Source organism: Acinetobacter sp. YH01004 (genome assembly GCF_013420455.1).
GTDB lineage: Bacteria > Pseudomonadota > Gammaproteobacteria > Pseudomonadales > Moraxellaceae > Acinetobacter > Acinetobacter towneri.
The window spans coordinates 185055-204932 of record NZ_VOXZ01000002.1 but is presented as its reverse complement, the minus strand read 5'-3'; the positions used below and the strand labels follow the sequence as shown (position 1 = coordinate 204932).

The window sequence follows — 19878 nt, the reverse complement described above, 5'->3', positions numbered from 1 at the left end:
GAGCTAAACCAAAAAACGAGCTTCGGCTCGTTTTTTGTGTCTTAAAAGCGATGTGCTAATTTCAAGTGATAAACCCAAGCCTCACGTTGTTCGAGTGAAGAAAAACTTGAAATTTGAGTGATCAATGACTGTGGTTGTACCGTGTCTGGCTTGGTAAAGTGCAAATAATGCAGACCTGCAATCATAAACGTTTTGGGGTTAAAGTGATAAACTGCGCCCGTACCAACACCAACATAACCATCTACAGGGTTTAAACTTGAGGCAGGATTACCTGCACCAGAATCCCATAATCCTTCCACCGCAGTGATCCACTTGGGTGACCATTGATGGGCAAAACCCAAACGCGTAGACCATTGATTCTTTTGATAATCAATCAGGTTGAACTGATTACCTAGTCCTTCAGATTGCAGAATTGCTGCAAATTGAGTGGGTTGAATTTTAAAATATTGCCAATTGACCCATCGCAATGATCCGTACAGAAAATTTTGTGCAGGTAAACCGGTGTGAAAATCTAAATTCACCGATTCAGGGGTCTGAATTTCAGTTGCTTGTTGTGGTGCAATCTCTAAAGGAAATCCCCAAATACTTTCGCTTGCATTGGTACTGTGCTTGATTTTAGAGCGATAAGTAATTGCTGTATTAAATGCATATTCAGGAATTTGGTAGCTTACACCTGCCAACCAACCCCACGCATGGTCTTTGGGGAAATTTACGTGATAATCAAAAAAGGTATAGTCAACTTGAGTACCAATTTTCAGATCACCTGAAAATGACTGGTAACTTAGACCTGTAAAGAGGTTCCAATGTTGTGTGGGTTGATAGCCAATGAGTGCTGTAATATTTCTTGAGTCAAACTTAATATCTGCATTTTCTATAGGTAAGGGTTCACCTGAAAGAATAGGACTATAGTGATAATCCACATCAACAAAATAAGGTTGGTCAAATAATAACGCCACAGAAATTTGTGGATGTGGTTGTAATTTTAATGCAGCTTGGATGAAGTGTTGATTATTGACTAAATTGCCTGTTGAAAAATCTTGAACGCCTAATTCGGCAATATTTTGTTGATGCTGTACCTGACCTGAAATATTGGTATCCACGTGTAGCAAAGCGACTTCCGCATAATTTCCTTTTTCAAATAATGCATGTACCGATTGACCGCTACGTTCTAAAGCGGCAGCAGAGGCATAACCTAGCGGCAGGACACACAGCAATCCAACAAAAATGTGAAATTTCATGTTACGTCCTTAGTCTAAATTATAGAATTGTGTTTAAAATCAAATTACGCTTTTTATTGTTGATTATATTTTATTCATGTTTCTGATAAATTAAAATCATTATTTTGATTATTTCTAGGCATTTAGATCAGCAAGAATTTTGCCAGAGAATTAAAAGAGAGCCTGGGCTCTCTTATGCATTATTGTTTTATTCTTCAGGATAGGCGATACGTTTTAAAGCTTTAATATCGGCATTCGGTGCACATAAAGAAATAAACTCATAGCCGTAACCACGTAGTAAGTGTCCTTTGCGAACCGCAATCCACGTGGTGTTTACCCCAAAAATATCGGTCTGGATTTGTTTTAGGCGGTAATCACGTTCTGCATCGTATGCCACATTGTTCACCACACCTACGCCCATGCCCAATTCAACATAGGTCTTAATAACATCGGCATCAAGTGCAGACATGACGATATTGACATCAATTCCTGCATCGGTAAATGCTTTGTCAATTTTAGAACGTCCCGTAAAGCCGCCGTGATAAGTGATGATTGGATATTCTGCCAAATCGGTCAGGCTAATCTCAGTTTCACTGGCTAAAGGATGATCTTGTGGGGTAATAATGCTGTGACACCAGTCATAATAAGGCACACTTGCTAAGTTCTCTTCAGTGGTTAGAGATTCAGTTGCAATACCAATATCGGCTTCACCTTGCAGCAGCATTTCGGCAATTTCTACAGGGCTGGCTTGTTGCAAAATCAAATGTACTTTAGGGAATTCTTTTTTAAACAAATTCACAATAGGCGGCAGCACATAACGCGCTTGGGTATGTGTAGTCGCAATGGTGAGCGTGCCTTCATCGACTTTATTAAAGTCATCGGCAAGGCGTTTAATGTTATCTGCATCAACCAACATGCGTTCGACAATACTCAGCAAAGCTTGTCCTGGCTCGGTTAAACCTAATAGACGTTTGCCTTTGCGCACAAAAAGCTGCACACCAAGTTCATCTTCAAGGTCTTTAATGTGCTTACTCACGCCCGATTGAGAAGTGTATAGTGCCGCAGACGCTTCGGTTAAATTAAAGTTTTGCCGAACGGTTTCTCTAATAATTCTAAGTTGTTGGAAGTTCATAGTGGTGCAACCCTAAAAAGGATGGAGCGGGTTAGGCTCCATCTTGATGTCCTTATGCGACTTGATTTTCAAATAAATGTAAAGTGGTTACACTTAACCAAACCGTTTGATTTGGGCGGAATTGGTGCAGTTTCGCTTCATCTGCAGTGAGTGCAATTTCAATTAAATTCCCTTGGCGATCTTGCAATTCTGCAACTACTTTACCAGCAATCCAAACCTCACGTAAGAAGGTCGCTTGAATGGTATTTTCCTGTGGTTGGGCATGAATATGCAACTCATCTGGACGCGCAAATGCAATCACTTTGCCTTGTGGTGCATTTGGTTGATTGAGAAGTTGTACGCGATCTTCACCAATTTGCACAACCCCTTGATGATGTTGTCCTTCAAAACGGTTGGCTTGACCTAAGAAGTCAAATACAAACGGAGTTGCAGGCTGTTCATACACTTCACGCGGTGAACCAATTTGTTCGACATTACCTTTGTTCATGACAATAATTTGATCGGCAACTTCGAGTGCTTCTTCCTGATCGTGGGTCACGAAAATTGAAGTGATGTGTAATTCATCATGCAAAGTTCTTAACCAACGACGTAATTCTTTACGCACTTTGGCATCAAGCGCACCAAAAGGTTCATCCAATAACAATACGCGTGGTTCTACCGCTAAGGCACGTGCCAAAGCAATACGTTGACGTTGTCCACCCGATAATTGTGCAGGATAACGGTCTGCTAAAAAGCTTAACTGTACCAAGTCGAGTAAACGCATAACACGCTTTTTAATCTCGGCTTCTGAAGGTCGGGTTGCACGTGGACGTACCCGTAAACCAAATGCGATATTGTCAAATACGGTCATGTGGCGGAATAGGGCATAGTGTTGGAAAACGAATCCAACTTGACGTTCGCGCACATGCACATCGGTTGCATCCTGACCCTCTAATATCACTTGCCCACGATCTGCCGACTCTAATCCTGCAATAATACGCAACAAGGTGGTTTTACCACAGCCTGAAGGCCCAAGCAGCGCCACCAGTTGGCCATCTGGAAAATCGAGGGAGATGTCTTTAAGTGCATGGAATGCACCAAAATTTTTTTCAATATTTTTAACTTGAATACTCATGCGGTCATTCCTTAAGAAACAGTTGAATCTTCATTGCGTTGGTTTTGCTTTTCTTGGCGAATTTCAACCCAAGTTTTTAAAATCAGGGTCACAATCGCGAGAAGTGCCAAGAGAGAGGACACCGCAAACGCAGCACTAAAGGTATATTCGTTATAGAGAATTTCGACGTGCAGCGGTAGGGTGTTGGTTTCTCCGCGAATATGCCCCGATACCACAGATACCGCGCCAAACTCACCCATTGCGCGGGCATTACACAGAATCACGCCGTAAATTAACCCCCATTTTATGTTTGGCAAAGTGACTTTCCAGAAGGTCTGCCAACCCGATGCACCTAATACAATCGCAGCTTCTTCTTCCTCTGTGCCTTGCGCTTCCATTAAAGGAATCAATTCACGCGCCACAAAAGGTACAGTAATGAAGATGGTGGCAATCACAATTGCAGGCACGGCATATAAAACTTTGATGTCGTGTTCCATCAACCAGCCGCCCATCCAGCCTTGTGTGCCAAAAATCAGGACTAACATTAAACCTGCAATCACAGGAGAAACTGAAAAAGGCATATCAATTAAGGTGGTGAGAATTGACTTGCCACGGAAATTGAATTTCGCCACTGACCACGCTGCGGCAATACCAAATATCACGTTTAAAGGCACGGCAATGGCTGCAGTGAGTAAGGTTAATTTCACTGCTGATAAAGTGTCAGGATGCACCAATGCTTGGGCATAGACACCAATGCCTTGTTTAAACGCTTCGACAAAAACCAAAATCAGCGGCAAAATCAGACAGCTTAAGAAGAAAATGAAGGCAATTGCAATCAGGGTATAGCGTACCCAAGTCGGTTCACGTGTTGCATCGCGTGATTGTAGTTTTTCAGCCAAAGCATTGCTGTTGGTATTTAAACTCATCGTGCAGCTCTCCCTGTGCGACGACTTGCCCATGCTTGTAATAAGTTAATTAAGAACAGCATGACAAAAGAAATCAGCAACATCACCACAGCAATTGTGGTTGCACCTGCGTAGTCATATTCTTCTAAACGAGAAATAATCATTAAGGGTGCAATTTCAGTTTTAAATGGTTGGTTACCTGCAATGAAAATCACCGAGCCATATTCACCCACGCCACGCGCAAATGCGAGGGCAAAACCTGTAATCAGTGCAGGCAATAAAATAGGGAAAATCACTTTGGTGACAATTTGAAAGCGGTTAGCCCCTAGCGCAGATGCTGCTTCTTCCAACTCGGTTTCTAATTCACTGAGTACGGGTTGCACGGTACGCACAACAAATGGAATACCAATAAAAATCAGGGCAAGGGTAATCCCGATAGGGGTATACGCGACTTTAATGCCTAATGGTTCTAAATATTGTCCAATCCAGCCAGTCGGTGCGTATAAAGAAGTTAAGGCAATACCCGCAACTGCAGTAGGCAATGCAAAAGGTAAATCAACCAAAGAATCTATAATACGTTTGCCTGGAAAGCTGTATCGTACCAAACACCATGCCAATAATAAGCCGAAGACGACATTAATAAAGGCTGCAATGAGCGCAGCGCTAAAACTGAGTTGCAAAGATTTTTGGATACGTTCTGAACTTAAAATTTCCCATAAACCATCCCAACCGATACCCAGCGATTTAATAAATACAGCCGATAAGGGAATAAGAACAATTAAGGATAAATACGCTAGGGTAAAGCCTAGAGAAAGACCAAATCCTGGCAGCACTTTGGATCGCTGCGACATGATGACTCCTCAAAAGAGAGAATGAGTGTTTGAAAACAAACAGATAAAAGTAAAAGATAAATTCGGCACAAGCATAATTTGCGAAGATTAAATTGCAAATTTGAATAAATACTTGTTGTTATCAGAAATACTGATATGTGATTGCATATTTTCTGCAATCAAATAATCATAAATTTCAGGAAATGCCCCAAAGCCTGATGCAACATTAATATGACCCACTTGTCCTAAATTAATCGGTGTTAATTGCCATGCTTGGGCAAGTGCCTGTGCATCTGCAAAACTTAGCCATGGGTCATTTTCACTGATCAATAAGCGTGTCGGTACAGCCAATTTAAGTTGCTGAAAATAAGCCGAATAATTGCTTTGGCTGTGTTGTGCAAAACCAGATTCACCAAAACGGGCAGGGTTAGCAGGTGCAACCAAAACCACATTTTTAATTTTCGCCTGCAATTTAGGTTGCTGTGCTAAGGCTGCCACTGTGGTCAGACAACCAAAGCTGTGCGCCACAATTTGAATATCGTTCTGAATCGGGGCAACTGTTTTGACAAATTCAGCAACCCAGTTCTGTAAAATTGGGCTATTCCAGTCTGACTGTTGTACACGCGAGCAAGACATGAGTTGTCGTTGTAACCAAGATTGCCAGTGCGCATATTCACTGCCACCTACACCTGGAACAATTACGGTATGAATCATGTCGATGCTCCTTCGCATATTTCAGCCTGAAATAATGATCTGAATAACGCTTGAATATGAATTGAACCCATCATTTTCAGCTTTGGCTGTGATCACTTGGATTCAAAACTCAGTAAGATAATGCTGTAAAATTCATGTTTTAAATAATCTGCAACAAGGATAACTAGAGTTTCTATGCAAAAAAAATAATTAAAAATGAATTTTATATGAATAAAAGAGATATATGTGAATCAGGTAAAAATGCGTTTGTGAAAACACCCGCATTTTTCAATTTGGGTGTTTTCAGCTAGAGCTTTGGTATGATTTACCTTTCGGAGTATTATTTGGTTTGGTTGGCTTTGATAATCTGATCGAAAATGCCATCATTTTCAAAGTGTTGCTTCTGAACTTTGCTCCATCCACCAAACTCTTGATCAATAGTCACCAACTTCAATGGTTTAAATTGCGACTTATATTGTGCCAACACCGTAGCATTACGTGGTCGGTAATAATTCTTCGCAGCAATGTTTTGACCCGCAGGCGAATAGAGATAGTTTAAATAGGCTTTGGCTAAGTGTTGATTGCCATCTTTTTGCACATTTTTCTCTACAATCGCCACAGGCGGTTCAGCCAAAATAGATAGAGAAGGCGTGATGATCTCAAATTTACCCGGTTGTTCACGCACGGCTAAATAGGCTTCATTTTCCCAAGCTAACAAAACATCACCAATGCCACGTTCTGCAAAAGTGGTGGTTGAGCCACGTGCGCCTGAATCCAATACTTTGGTTTGTTTATAAATTTGGCGAACAAACTCTTGCGCTTTAGCATCATTGCCCGCAGGTTGATGTTTTGCCCATGCCCACGCTGCCAAATAGTTCCAGCGTGCACCGCCAGATGTTTTTGGATTTGGAGTAATGATTTCCACACCAGGTTTGACCAAATCGCCCCAATCTCGAATACCTTTCGGGTTGCCTTTACGCACTAAAAATACAATTGTGGATGTATAAGGGGTCGAGTTGTGCGGAAATTTCTTTTGCCAGTCTTTAGGTAATAGACCGCGTTTGGCAATTTCATCAATATCGGCAGCCAGTGCCAAAGTCACGACATCGGCACCTAGACCATCAATCACCGCACGTGCCTGTTTGCCCGAACCGCCATGTGATTGTTTAAAGTTAATGTTTTGCCCGGTGGCTTTTTTCCAGTACGCACCGAAATCTTTGTTAAAGTTATCGTATAATTCACGGGTTGGATCGTAGGAAACATTCAGAAAGTCTTTTGCAGAAACGCTCAAGGTTGTTGCCGAAAGTACTGCCGCCAGTAGTCCAATTTTCAGTTTTGTAAAGTTCATGTTTGACCTCAGGTATTAAATCTGTTGTTGAATGAGGCAAGCATATCGGTAGTCTATTTGCTGAAAAAATAATTTAAAATGCGGTGAATATCAGTAAATGATAAATATAAATTTCTTCATTGTTTTCTATATTTAGAGATAAATAACGAGTACTTCTTCCATGCAGTGTTATAAAAATGCCAAGCCTACCGAGCAGATTCATGTGTTAGATCGCGCGTTTCATTATGGTGATGGATGCTTTAGCACTGCACGTATTCGCCAAAATCAAATTGAATTACTTGACCGCCATTTGGCGCGTTTGCAATATGCTAATCGCCAACTTTCTTTAAATGCCAATCTTGAGTTAATCACTGAAACGCTGACACTTTTAAAGCAGGCGCATGGTGAATTAAACGGTACTTTAAAGATTGTTTTAAGTCGTGGTGTGGGGCAGCGAGGTTACAGTTTGCCTGATCATCCTGCCGATGTTTGGGTGTTTTTCTATCCACAAGTACAAGCGGCTTTAGATACGGCATATCATTATGACATCATTCAAAGTGGCATCTTGGCACAAGCGATTGGACTAAGCATGCCGAATTTAGTTGGGCTGAAAAGTCTAAACCGACTTGAACAGGTATTGCTCAAACAAGAAGCCGATCAAAAAGGCTGGACAGAAGCTTTGGTTACTGATGTACAGGGCAGTGTGGTTGAAGGTGTGAGTAGTAATTGTTTCATTCGTATAAACAATACATGGATTACCCCGCAACTTGGTTATAATGGCGTGCACGGTGTCATGCGGGCAGAAATTTTATCGCGCATGCAACAACAGAATTTGCATTGTGAACAGCGTGATGTTCATGTTTCGGAAATTGCGCAGATTCAAAGTCTGTTTTTCTGTAATGCCTTAACGCCCATGAAAATTGTCAGCCATTTAGGGCAGCAGGTTTTAGATGTGCAGCCGTGTGTGGAACTATTTAAGCAACTTCAACTGAATCAGATTCATTCTTATGTCTAAGCGTCCATCAAAATCTAAAAAGAAAACCAAACCTATATGGTCTAAGCGTGCTATTCAGGGTGCGCTTATTTTTGTACTCGGACTGTTTTTGGTCATTGGCATGATCTTATGGTCAAGCTTATTTAAAGATTATCCTGTTGAAGGCAAAAAACAATTATTGGCGATTAATGATGGTGATACCTATTCACGCTTTATTGATCGTTTGGCAGAACAAGATCATGTGAATTTTCCAATTGTTTTAAAGCTCTATCAACGAGTGATGATTCACGACAGCATGAAAAAAGGCGTGTATGAAGTCCGTCAGGGCATGAGTGTGCGTCAGGTTATGGAAATGATCGCCAATGCTGAAAATGCACAAATGAACCGTATTTTGGTGATCGAAGGCACGACTTTTAAACAATTGATTGATGCGTTAAAGAAAGATGAGTTGGTCACCAAAGAAGTGTCGCATTTGCCGTATGATCAAATGCTAAAAGCTTTAAATATTCCTTTTACACATCCCGAAGGTTTATTTGCGCCGAATACTTATTTCTTTGCCAAAGGTGAAACTGACCGTAAAATATTAACCGATTTATATCAGCGTCAAATGAAATCATTGGATGATGCTTGGAATAATCGTGCAGCAGATTTGCCCTATAAAAATAAATATGAAGCTTTAATCATGGCATCTATTATTGAAAAAGAAACCAATGTTGATGCTGAATTAGAGCAGGTTTCGGGTGTGTTTGTACGTCGTTTAAAACTGGGGATGCGTTTACAGACTGACCCAACCGTGATTTATGGTATGGGTGACCGTTATCAGGGCAATATCACCCGTCAGGATTTACGCACTCCAACGCCATACAACACCTATACCATGAGTGGCTTAACGCCAACACCAATTGCTTTGCCAAGTCAAAAAGCCATTGAAGCGGCTATGCATCCAGACCAATCTGACAATATTTATTTTGTCGCGACAGGTAACGGTGGGCATAAATTTAGCACCAATTTGCAAGATCATAACCGTGCCGTACAGGAATATTTAAACGTACTACGCACGAAAAAATCAGGGGAATAAGCATGTTTATCAGTTTTGAAGGTACTGAAGGGGTAGGCAAAACTACACTTATTCGCCGTATTCATGATTATTTTACTGCACAAGGTCAGTCGGTGGTTTTAACCCGTGAACCGGGTGGAACCCCTATGGCAGAGCAAATTCGTGCTTTGTTGCTCGAGGTCAACCATGAAGAAAAAATGTGTTCAGACACTGAGTTATTGTTGATGTATGCAGCGCGTGCACAGCATTTAGATCGGGTGATTTTACCTGCGTTGGCTGCAGGAAAAACTGTACTGTGTGACCGTTTTAGTGATGCGAGTTTTGCTTATCAGTGTGCAGGACGTGGTTTGAGTGAAAGCAAGTTGCAGACTTTAAATAATAACTTTGTGGCACGTATGCCTGACTTAACTTTCTGGCTGGATGCACCGATTGAACTGGGTATGACCCGTGCACGGGCACGTGGTGAACTTGATCGTTTTGAACAAGAGAAAGCAACTTTCTTTGAGAAAGTAAGAGGTGGCTATCAAACTTTGTGGGAGCGACACCCTGAGCGAGTGAAGCGCTTAGATGCAACACAAAGCCCCGATCAAGTATTTGCACAGGCGATGCACTATTTGCAAGCTAAGGCATAACAAACAAAGGTATAACAAGCCAATGGGTCATGGTTATGCATTTGATTGAATGGAAAAATCTTCTATAGTGGAAATGCTTTAGAAGATTTTTTTATTTAAATAATAGCGAATAGTAAATATGACCAAAGACGAAATTATTGAATTTTTAAAAGTTGAGTTTCCGCAAAGTTTGGAAAAATGTGAAATTGTGTCCATCACGCCACGTGGGGCATTGGTGAATTATCACATCGATGAACGTGATTTACGCCCAGGTGGTACGGTATCAGGGCCGACTATGATGACTGTTGCAGACTATGCACTTTATATCGCCATTTTAGGGGAGTTGGGTTTGGTGGCTTTGGCGGTGACCAGTAATTTAAACATCAACTTTTTACGCAAGCCCGCAGCAGGGCGTAATTTACGTGGTGAATGTCGCTTAATGAAAGTAGGGAAAAACCTCGTGGTCGGTGAGGTTTGGGTATATTCCGAAGGTGTAGATGATGCCGTGGCGCATGTCACAGGGACGTATTCGATTCCACAGATTGGCTGAGAATAAAGTCAGCTTTATCTTAATTTTAGTTACTTATATTTACCATGTGGTTACATATGTACACATACTACATGAAAATCAGGGTTTGATTGGTTAAAAAATAATCACAAATATTTCATTTTATGTTTTTCATATAGATCAAATCTGCTTTTGTCTAAGCTAGCAACCCGTAAGTGATAAAACAAGGGAGCTAAATGCTTAAATTTAAGAACAATATTGTTCATGGAGCAATCTTTGATATGGATGGAACAATGTTTGATACTGAACGATTACGGTTTCAAACATTGAAGCAGGCATCTCAGGAGCTCATTGGCGTTGAATTTTCAGACGTATACCTCATGCAATGTTTGGGTTTGAGTGCAAAGAGCGCTGAACAACTGGCGCAAGCAGAATATGGTGCAGACATTCCTTACCGTGAGATCCGTCAGCGTGCTGATGAACTAGAACTAGAAAGTGTGCGCAATTTTGGTGTGCCCATTAAAAAAGGTTTGTTGCAGGTATTAGAGCGGTTACGAAAGTCTGGCTTGAGAATGGCGGTTGCTACGTCTAGTCGTCGTGCCATTGCCGAAGAATATTTGATTAATGCCAATGTCTATAAGTTTTTTGATGTATTAGTTTGTGGCGATGAGGTGCAACAGGGCAAGCCACATCCTGAAATTTTTATAACAGCCGCACAAAAAATTAATCTAGAACCCAGCGAATGTTTCATGCTGGAAGATTCTGAAAATGGAATCAAATCTGCACATGCAGCGGGTGGCATAACCATACTATTTCGGGATATAAAAAAACCTAATGCTAATATGTTGTCACTCACGCAGCATTATTACGCAAGTATGCAAGCTTATTTAGATGACTTAAATCAAGTTATTCCTGTATTGGAAATGCCGAGTTTACAAGAGGCCTTCCCGCAAACTTTAAATCAGTTGAGTGTGGGGATTCATGGTTTTGGTGCAATAGGTGGGGGCTATTTGGCCCAAATTTTATCGCACTGGGATGGCTATACCCGTCCTAAACGTATTTATGCTTCTACACGGAATACCTTATATCGTTCTGCAGTAAACGCCTTTGGAACGTATTCAATTCGTTATGGACAATGTTCTTATGATGAACGAATTGAAAATATGCACATCATTGATGCGGAGAACTTGCAGCAGATGCAGCAAATGTATGTGGAGTCGAGCCTAATTGCATTATGTTTGCCTGAACATGCTTTACAGCAAGAGGCTAAAGTAATTGCGCAGGGCTTATATGCCCGTTTTATAGCGCAATTTGAACTCCATCAGCCTTTAACTATTTTGGTAATTTTAAATAAAGTTGGGGCAAAACAGCTCTTGATGACGCATATTCATCAGGCGTTAGAGGCGTTGTTGGATCCCGATACGGCAGCCAAAATTATGGCGCAGCATTATTTTTGCGATACTGTCGTAAATAGAATGGTCTCTAAATTAAGCGATCAAAACTTATATCGCCAATTACGCATCAAGTATAATATTTTTAAGCAATTTCAGTTGGATGACGAAGCAGAGCCAATTGAAATTGAAGACAATACTCGATTGCAGCCTGAGCAAGAGCGTCAAGCCACCTTATATGTAGAAGATTTAAGACGCAATTTTCAGCCCAGTCACATTTTGCAAAGTATGGATTTAATTTTATTTCATGCTGAAAGTGACATGCCTATTTATGTGGAAAATGCCAGTCCATTATTGCAACACATGCGTCAAATGATTTTGGTAGATGATATTGCCGAAATCCAACTCATTAAAAATCGTTTATGGAATGGTGTACATGCCATGATGGCTTGGTTATCCAGTTTAATAGGGCATAACAGTATTGGTGTCGCAATGGCAGACCCATTGGTTGCAGATTTTACCCGCGCTGTTTCGGCACAAGTAGCGTTGGGATTAGCTGCACAGTTGCCGCATCGTCAGCAAAACTTAAAGCATCTGGCACAGAGCTTTCTGGACTCATGTGAACATGCCTATAAAGACCCGTGTCAGCGTGTGGCACGTGACCCTTTGCGTAAACTCTCAGCCAATGAACGGGTGATGGGTGCTTTGATTTATCATCTGCAGCATGATTTAGCTGCAAATTATGTGCAGAAAGGAGTGGTGTTGGGCTATCTGTATGCAATTAAAATGCAGCAGTTGGGGGCTCAAGCAGCATTACAGCATTTGTCAAAACAATTGCAAAATGCGCCTATAGACGAACAGACACGGCAGCAATTGCAGTACATAATTAGCCACCAATTACAGCAACTATTGGCTGGTCAAGTTCGCTTAGAAGCATTTATTCAAGATGGTACTCAAGTTGCAGCCGTAATCTAAAACTCAACTTGATGAATTCTTGGGGGGAGGTTTAGTAAGTTAACGTCATCATATTCAAAATGATAAAATATCGAATCGTGTTATGGAACACGATTCGGTGCTTTCTTGCATTAGAATTCAAATGCACTTTATTCACAGATACTTTTATGCAAATGCTGTTGTGTAACAAGCAATCAGATCACTCATTCACCAATGGAGTTTCCACTTGGAAATTTGGTGGAATGAGCACAGTTTTACGCAATTCAGGCGCAAGCTCTGGATAATCTAGCGTGAAGTGTAAACCACGTGATTCTTTGCGTTGCATGGCACAGCGCACAATCATTTCAGAAACCAGAACCAAATTACGCAGCTCAATCAAGTTTTTACTGACTTGATAGTCCTGATAATACTCGGTGATTTCACGTTTTAGCATTTCAATACGGTGTAAGGCACGCTCTAAACGCTTAGTGGTGCGTACAATGCCGACATAGTTCCACATGGTTGCACGTAGCTCATCCCAGTTTTGTAAAATCACCACATCTTCGTCAGGGTTCGTCACTTGCGAATCATCCCAAGCAGGAACTTCAGGCGAGCTATAATCTGCAGTGTAATGGGCTTCAATATGTTTGGCGGCAGCCATTCCATAGACAAAACATTCTAAAAGAGAGTTACTTGCCATACGGTTAGCGCCATGCAAACCTGTATAAGAAGTTTCACCAATCGCATATAAACCTGCAATATCGGTTTGACTATGTTCATCCACCATTACTCCGCCACAAGTGTAGTGGGCAGCAGGTACAACAGGAATCATATCGGTAGTGATATCAATGCCCAATTCCAGTAAACGTGCATACAGCGTTGGGAAGTGTTCTTTCACAAATTCTGCAGGTTTATGGGTGATGTCTAACCACACATGACGAATACCTAAGCGTTTGATTTCATAGTCAATCGCACGTGCTACAATGTCACGTGGCGCCAATTCTGCACGCTCATCAAAACGCAGCATAAAACGCTCACCATCGGGTAAACGCAAATATGCACCTTCACCACGCATGGCTTCAGTAATTAAAAACGAACGTGCTTGGGGATGATACAAACAGGTCGGGTGGAATTGATTAAACTCCATATTTGCCACACGGCAACCTGCACGGTATGCCATGGCCATACCATCACCTGTGGCAATGTCTGGGTTAGATGTATATAGATAGGCTTTCATTGCACCACCGCAGGCAAGTGCGGTAAACGGAGCAAGGAAGCTATGCACTTTTTGTGTTTTTTCATCTAGTGCATATAAGCCTAAAGTGCGATTGCTTTCATTTAAACCTAATTTTTGCGAGGTAATTAGGTCAATCGCAATAAAATTTTCAAAAATGGTGATGTTTTGCTGTTCTTGGACACGTTGTACTAAAGTGGTCGAAATTGCGCGTCCTGTTGCATCGGCTGCATGAATAATACGTCGCTGTGAGTGACCGCCTTCACGGGTTAAGTGCAACTGTTCTTGTTCATCTAAAGTAAATTGAACACCTTGTCTCAGCAGAAAATCTACCGAAGGTTTGCCGCCTTCTACGGTTTGTTTGACGGCATCCATTTCACATAAATGCGCACCTGCAATCATAGTGTCATCTATGTGTTGTTCAATTGAATCTGTTTCATCAAGCACTGCCGCGACACCGCCTTGCGCATAGAAGGTGCTGGCTTCAGTGAGGGTAGATTTCGCCAAAACGGCAATATTGAAATGCTGGGGTAATGAGAGCGCTAAACTCAAACCTGCACCACCACTTCCCACAATAATCACATCAAATTGATGTGTTGTGTTTAAATTAGGCATGTCCATCAGCTAATTTGAAAAAAGTTGGATAATGACACCCCTTTTTACAGAAAAAGGCAAGTGCGAAGTGGATTTGAATAATGAAAAAAAAGAATAAACTGGCAACTTTTATGGAATATCCCACTTTTATTGTGATTCGATTCCACGCTTTTCATTTATAGCACTTTGGCGCATCATTTTTGATGGGTCAAATATAAGATGCTATCTCAGCTATCCTCCACAGTGCCTGCCAAACCGTAATTGAAAAAGATTCAACATTTTATTACGCAAAAGCCTATTATTTTGTGCTAAATAAGGTGAGTTCAAAGTCATAATTATTATTGAGTGAATGCTATTTATGAAAAATCGCAACTTAAAAAAAGGTTTATATGCGGCTGTTTTTACTATGGCAACTGTGCAGACTCAAGCAGCACCACCAGTAGACTTTTCTAATTTGGTTGAGCAGGTTAGTCCTGCGGTGGTGAGTGTCAATGTTGTCAAAAAAATGAGTCAGGAAGAACTCTTACAACAACAAGTTCCAGAAATTTTACGCCGTTTTTTTGGCAATCAAGTGATTATTCCTCAACAGCAAATTCCACAAGAAAAAACAGGTTACGGCAGTGCCTTTTTTATCAGTAAAGATGGATACCTTTTAACCAATCACCACGTTGTTGAAGATGCTTCTAAAGTTACCATTGTACTGAATGACCGCCGTGAACTTGATGCAACTGTCGTGGGTAGTGATGAACGTACCGATGTCGCGTTATTAAAAGTGCAGGGCAGCAGTTATCCAGAACTGCGTACAGGCAATGTCGATCAATTACGTGTAGGTGAGCCTGTACTTGCGATTGGTTCACCATTTGGCTTTGACTATTCTGCATCGGCAGGAATCGTGAGTGCCAAAATGCGTAATATGATGGGTGAAACTTCAGTGCCATTTATTCAGACCGATGTGGCGCTTAACCCAGGTAACTCAGGCGGGCCACTATTTAACCAGCGCGGTGAAGTGGTCGGCGTGAACTCCCGTATTTTTAGTGGTACGGGTGGTTATATGGGCTTGTCATTCTCCATTCCTATTGATGTTGCCATGGATGTTGCCGATCAGTTAAAGCGTAACGGTAAAGTGACTCGTTCTTATTTAGGGGTGAGTTTGCAAGATATTGACCGCAATTTGGCAGAATCTTATAAACTCAGTAAGCCTGAAGGTTCATTAATTACTCAAGTTGCACCAAACTCACCTGCGGCACGTGCAGGTTTGCGCGCGGGCGATGTGATTCTTAAATACAACGGCACACCTATTTCCAGAACGTCTGAATTGTTGAACTATTTAAACCGTTCAGTGCCAAATCAAAGTATTCAGCTTGAAGTATTACGCGATGATAAACGCCGTAATATTACCGCTACGGTGAGCACAGCACCTGACGACACGCCTGCCAAAAACAACCCTGATACCGCAGCCAAAGGCCCTGTTTTAGGGGTGTCGATTCGTGATTTAAGCGTTGCAGAACAACGCCAATTAGATATTAAAGGCGGTGTGTTGATTCAGGAAGTGCGTCGTGGTGGTTCGGCAGCTCAGGCACGTATTATGCCAGGTGATGTGATTGTGCAACTGAATAACACCACCATCCAAAATGCCAACCAATTTGTTGAAACAGTATCTACCTTGAAACAAGGTACAATTGCGCGTGTGGTGATTATCCGTCAAGGGCAACGTGCGATTATTGGCATGCGTATTCAATAAGTTGATGTGGCATAAAATCGTAAATCTATCTAAAATTTAGAATCTTGCTAAACTTTAAATAGCCACTTATTTTAAGGAAGTCGCTCTTGAATTAGGGCGACTTTTTTATGTAACTCGGTATTTTTGTTAGACTAGACCGACATCGCCGTTTTAGTTAAAAGGATGACATGAGCAGCATATTTGATTTAAAAATCACCGTACAGCCAGAACATATTGATATTTTAGGGCATGTAAATAATGTGGTGTATGTGCAGTGGATGCAGGATGTAGCATCGGCACATATCGAAACATTAGGTTTAGGGGTGCTGGAATACTTAAAACTAAAACATGCGATGGTGGCGGTGGAACATCATGTGCAATATCGTAAAGCGGCACTCGAAGGTGAGGAGCTGATTTTGCGTACATGGTTAAGTGATTTGAATGCGTTGTATTCATTCCGCCAATATGCGTTTTATCGCCCTCAAGATAAAAGTCTGCTGTTTATGGGCAATACACAATGGGCTTGTGTGGAAATTGCTACAGGTCGTCCAAAACGCATGTCACCGACATTTACGCAAGCCTATCAACCCCTTGCTGCTGATGTGAATCCGTTGGATTTTAGTGAGTATGATTCATTAAGATGAGTTGAAGCACCAAGTGTAGCGTCATTGAAAGTTGCTGCATGTTATTGCTGTCGATGTTGTTAAAGAGGGTATTCACCTGTTTCAAATAGCATGAAGTATTCTTCAATTCTCACTTTAATTACGACACACATCTCTGCATAAAAAGCCTGAAACTCTCGAATAAAAAGAAAAACGCGTGAGGCTGCAAAAGGAAGTCATTATTATGGATACATTGAAAAATCCATCTGCTATAATCCTTCGCAATTTCTATTCGGCTTTTGCTCTGCATGAATTTTGAGGTGCAGAGCGTGTTATTTTTCAAGGTAACCCATGGCGCAAGCTAAAAAAACTGTTGATATTAAAAACATCCGTAACTTTTCGATCATTGCCCATATTGACCATGGTAAATCGACTCTAGCAGATCGTTTCATTCAAACCTGTGGTGGTTTACAAGATCGTGAGATGCAAGCTCAGGTGTTGGATTCTATGGAGCTTGAGCGTGAGCGTGGGATTACCATTAAAGCCACCTCAGTGACTTTATACTACAACCATCCAAATGGTCAGGAATACCAGTTAAACTTCATTGACACCCCAGGACACGTTGACTTTTCCTATGAAGTATCACGTTCTTTGGCAGCTTGTGAAGGTGCGCTATTGGTAGTCGATGCGGCACAAGGGGTAGAAGCGCAATCAGTTGCAAACTGCTATACCGCAATTGAGCAAGGCTTAGAAGTTTTACCTGTACTGAATAAAATTGATTTACCGCAGGCAGAACCTGAGCGCGTGATTCATGAAATTGAAGAAATTATTGGTATCGAAGCGCAAGATGCACCCACCTGTTCGGCTAAAACAGGTTTAGGCATCGACAATGTATTAGAAACCTTGGTGAATGTCATTCCTGCACCACAAGGTGATCGTGATGCGCCATTGCAAGCCTTAATTATTGACTCATGGTTTGATAACTATTTGGGCGTTGTGTCGCTGGTACGTATCAAGCAAGGTCGCGTGCGTAAAGGCGATAAAATGTTGATGAAATCGACAGGTCAAACGCACATTATTACCTCAGTTGGTATTTTTAATCCAAAACATACCGAAACAGGTATTTTGGAAGCAGGTGAAGTTGGCTTTGTTATTGCGGGTATTAAAGATATTTTTGGTGCGCCAGTGGGTGATACCATCACACTCGCAACTACACCAGAAGTAGAAACCTTACCAGGCTTTAAAAAAGTTAAGCCGCAGGTTTATGCAGGTTTATTCCCAATTGATGCCAGCGACTTTGAACCGTTCCGTGAAGCCTTGCACAAACTACAAATTAACGACTCAGCTTTGTTCTTTGAACCTGAAAGTTCAGATGCTTTAGGCTTTGGTTTCCGTTGTGGTTTCTTGGGCATGTTGCACATGGAAATCGTACAAGAGCGTTTAGAGCGTGAGTACGATTTAGACCTAATTTCATCAGCTCCAACGGTTATTTATGAAGCTGTGATGAAAAATGGCGAAACGGTTTATATCGACAGTCCATCTAAAATGCCTGATGGTTCAACTGTAGAAGATTTGCGTGAACCGATTGCGGAATGTCATATTTTAGTGCCGCAAGAATACTTGGGTAACGTCATGACCCTATGTATTGAGCGTCGTGGTGTGCAAAAAGACATGAAATTCTTGGGTAACCAAGTGTCTATTACTTTTGAAATTCCAATGGCAGAAGTCGTGATGGATTTCTTTGATAAATTGAAGTCATGTTCACGTGGTTTTGCATCGTTAGATTATAACTTTGTGCGTTTTGAAAGTTCATCTTTGGTTAAAGTGGATGTACTGATTAACGGTGAAAAAGTTGATGCCTTAGCGATGATTTGTCACCGTCAGGATGCACGTCACCGTGGTATTGCCTTGGTTGAAAAAATGAAAGACTTGATTCCGCGTCAAATGTTTGATGTGGCTATTCAGGCTGCCATTGGTGCACAAATTATTGCGCGCTCAACCGTGAAAGCGATGCGTAAAAACGTACTTGCGAAGTGTTATGGCGGTGACGTTTCTCGTAAGAAGAAACTACTTGCCAAGCAAAAAGAAGGTAAGAAACGTATGAAGCAAGTGGGAAGTGTTGAAATCCCGCAAGAAGCTTTCTTAGCTGTACTTAAAGTCGAACGCTAAAATTATAAGGATAATAAACCCATGGATTTTGATTTTAATTTGATTCTCGTTCCTGCCACATTATTTTTTATTGCGGTGTGGCTGCTCGATAAATTTGTATTTAAGCAAAGAGCAACGAAAGGGCGAGGCAATGAAAACTTCATTATCACATGGGCTTATGATTTTTGGCCTGTTTTGGCAGTGGTGATGGTACTGCGTTCATTCCTGTATGAACCATTTAATATTCCGTCAGATTCTATGGTGCCAACCTTAGAAACGGGCGATTTTATTTTGGTGAACAAGTTTGAATATGGCGTGCGTTTGCCAATTATTAACAGCAAAATTATAGATGTGGGTTCGCCTGAGCGTGGCGAAGTTGCGGTGTTCCGTTATCCACCACAACCAAGCATTAGTTATATTAAGCGTATTGTCGGTTTACCAGGCGATCATATTGTTTATGATCATGGTCAGCTGAGCATTAATGGCGAGAAAGTAACGAAAACCCCAATCCAGTTTAGCCGTGAAAAAGACAGTCTAGATACACCTACTTCAATTTACCATCAGGAAACTTTAGGGGCGCATACATTTACCATGCGCGAGCTTGAAGGTGTAAACGTGGCGCGTCAGGCACCATTCCTGAACTATGTAGACAATGGTAAATATTCAGCAGAAAATGGTTTATATTGGGAAGTCAAAGTACCTGAAGGTCATTACTTCGCGATGGGGGATAACCGCGATCAAAGTGCTGACAGTCGTTTTTGGGGTTTTGTACCAGAGGAAAACCTAACAGGTCGTGCATTCTATGTGTGGATGCATAAAGAGCCTGGGTTTAATTTGCCGTCATTTAGTCGTAACGGCAAAATTGATTAATACAGCAGATTAGGAAAAT

17 protein-coding genes are annotated in these 19878 nt (G+C 41.4%); 9 read left to right on the top strand and 8 right to left on the bottom strand.

The window, feature by feature from the left end; genetic code table 11:
* Positions 1-41: 41 nt before the first annotated feature.
* From FTT71_RS01410 to FTT71_RS01380, 7 genes are all read right to left on the bottom strand, one after another.
* Positions 42-1238, bottom strand: a complete 1197-nt coding sequence (locus FTT71_RS01410; protein ID WP_180060805.1) for an outer membrane protein transport protein — start codon at positions 1236-1238, stop codon at positions 42-44.
* Between the two features lie 187 nt (positions 1239-1425).
* A complete protein-coding gene (locus FTT71_RS01405; RefSeq protein WP_180160666.1) occupies positions 1426-2349 on the bottom strand; it encodes a CysB family HTH-type transcriptional regulator in 924 nt (307 codons plus the stop codon).
* A 52-nt stretch (positions 2350-2401) separates the two neighbouring features.
* Positions 2402-3463, bottom strand: a complete 1062-nt coding sequence (locus tag FTT71_RS01400) for a sulfate/molybdate ABC transporter ATP-binding protein (protein ID WP_179990088.1) — start codon at positions 3461-3463, stop codon at positions 2402-2404.
* Between the two features lie 11 nt (positions 3464-3474).
* Complete coding sequence (cysW, locus tag FTT71_RS01395; RefSeq protein WP_104851751.1) at positions 3475-4368, bottom strand: sulfate ABC transporter permease subunit CysW; 894 nt, start codon at positions 4366-4368, stop codon at positions 3475-3477.
* Positions 4365-5198, bottom strand: a complete 834-nt coding sequence (cysT, locus tag FTT71_RS01390) for a sulfate ABC transporter permease subunit CysT (RefSeq protein ID WP_180061936.1) — start codon at positions 5196-5198, stop codon at positions 4365-4367. The genes cysW and cysT overlap by 4 nt, the downstream gene beginning before the upstream one ends.
* Positions 5199-5285: 87 nt before the next feature.
* Positions 5286-5891, bottom strand: a complete 606-nt coding sequence (locus FTT71_RS01385; RefSeq protein WP_096901106.1) for an alpha/beta hydrolase — start codon at positions 5889-5891, stop codon at positions 5286-5288.
* A 319-nt stretch (positions 5892-6210) separates the two neighbouring features.
* Entirely contained in the window at positions 6211-7218 is a 1008-nt protein-coding gene (locus tag FTT71_RS01380; RefSeq protein WP_178318838.1) for a sulfate ABC transporter substrate-binding protein, read from the bottom strand.
* 160 nt (positions 7219-7378) lie between these two features.
* Between FTT71_RS01380 and pabC the strand changes: the two genes are divergently transcribed.
* The 5 genes from pabC to mtlD all read left to right on the top strand — a co-directional run bounded on the left by pabC (position 7379) and on the right by mtlD (position 12733).
* On the top strand, positions 7379-8212 hold the full coding sequence (pabC, locus tag FTT71_RS01375) for an aminodeoxychorismate lyase (protein ID WP_154320893.1): 834 nt from the start codon (positions 7379-7381) through the stop codon (positions 8210-8212).
* Positions 8205-9269 carry an endolytic transglycosylase MltG gene (mltG, locus tag FTT71_RS01370; RefSeq protein ID WP_131261158.1) on the top strand — a complete coding sequence of 355 codons (1065 nt, stop codon included), beginning with the start codon at positions 8205-8207 and terminating at the stop codon, positions 9267-9269. Before pabC ends, mltG begins: the two co-directional genes overlap by 8 nt.
* 2 nt (positions 9270-9271) lie before the next feature.
* A complete protein-coding gene (gene tmk, locus FTT71_RS01365; RefSeq protein WP_131261157.1) occupies positions 9272-9880 on the top strand; it encodes a dTMP kinase in 609 nt (202 codons plus the stop codon).
* A gap of 118 nt (positions 9881-9998) precedes the next feature.
* Positions 9999-10409, top strand: a complete 411-nt coding sequence (locus FTT71_RS01360) for a PaaI family thioesterase (RefSeq protein ID WP_096901103.1) — start codon at positions 9999-10001, stop codon at positions 10407-10409.
* A 194-nt stretch (positions 10410-10603) separates the two neighbouring features.
* The gene (gene mtlD, locus FTT71_RS01355) at positions 10604-12733 is read left to right on the top strand and encodes a bifunctional mannitol-1-phosphate dehydrogenase/phosphatase (RefSeq protein ID WP_131261156.1); all 2130 of its coding nucleotides are present in this window, start codon (positions 10604-10606) and stop codon (positions 12731-12733) included.
* Between the two features lie 178 nt (positions 12734-12911).
* On the opposite strand, the gene nadB is transcribed toward mtlD, so the two are convergent.
* Entirely contained in the window at positions 12912-14546 is a 1635-nt protein-coding gene (gene nadB, locus FTT71_RS01350) for an L-aspartate oxidase (protein ID WP_154320890.1), read from the bottom strand.
* A 331-nt stretch (positions 14547-14877) separates the two neighbouring features.
* Here nadB and FTT71_RS01345 point away from each other — a divergent pair, with 331 nt between their 5' ends.
* The 4 genes from FTT71_RS01345 (at position 14878) to lepB (ending at position 19859) form a co-directional block, all read left to right on the top strand.
* The gene (locus FTT71_RS01345) at positions 14878-16260 is read left to right on the top strand and encodes a Do family serine endopeptidase (RefSeq protein ID WP_131261155.1); all 1383 of its coding nucleotides are present in this window, start codon (positions 14878-14880) and stop codon (positions 16258-16260) included.
* A gap of 167 nt (positions 16261-16427) precedes the next feature.
* Positions 16428-16883 carry a thioesterase family protein gene (locus FTT71_RS01340; protein ID WP_004971726.1) on the top strand — a complete coding sequence of 152 codons (456 nt, stop codon included), beginning with the start codon at positions 16428-16430 and terminating at the stop codon, positions 16881-16883.
* A 309-nt stretch (positions 16884-17192) separates the two neighbouring features.
* Entirely contained in the window at positions 17193-19010 is a 1818-nt protein-coding gene (lepA, locus tag FTT71_RS01335; RefSeq protein WP_004971725.1) for a translation elongation factor 4, read from the top strand.
* A gap of 21 nt (positions 19011-19031) precedes the next feature.
* Complete coding sequence (gene lepB / locus FTT71_RS01330) at positions 19032-19859, top strand: signal peptidase I (protein WP_004971724.1); 828 nt, start codon at positions 19032-19034, stop codon at positions 19857-19859.
* The last annotated feature ends 19 nt before the right edge of the window (positions 19860-19878 follow it).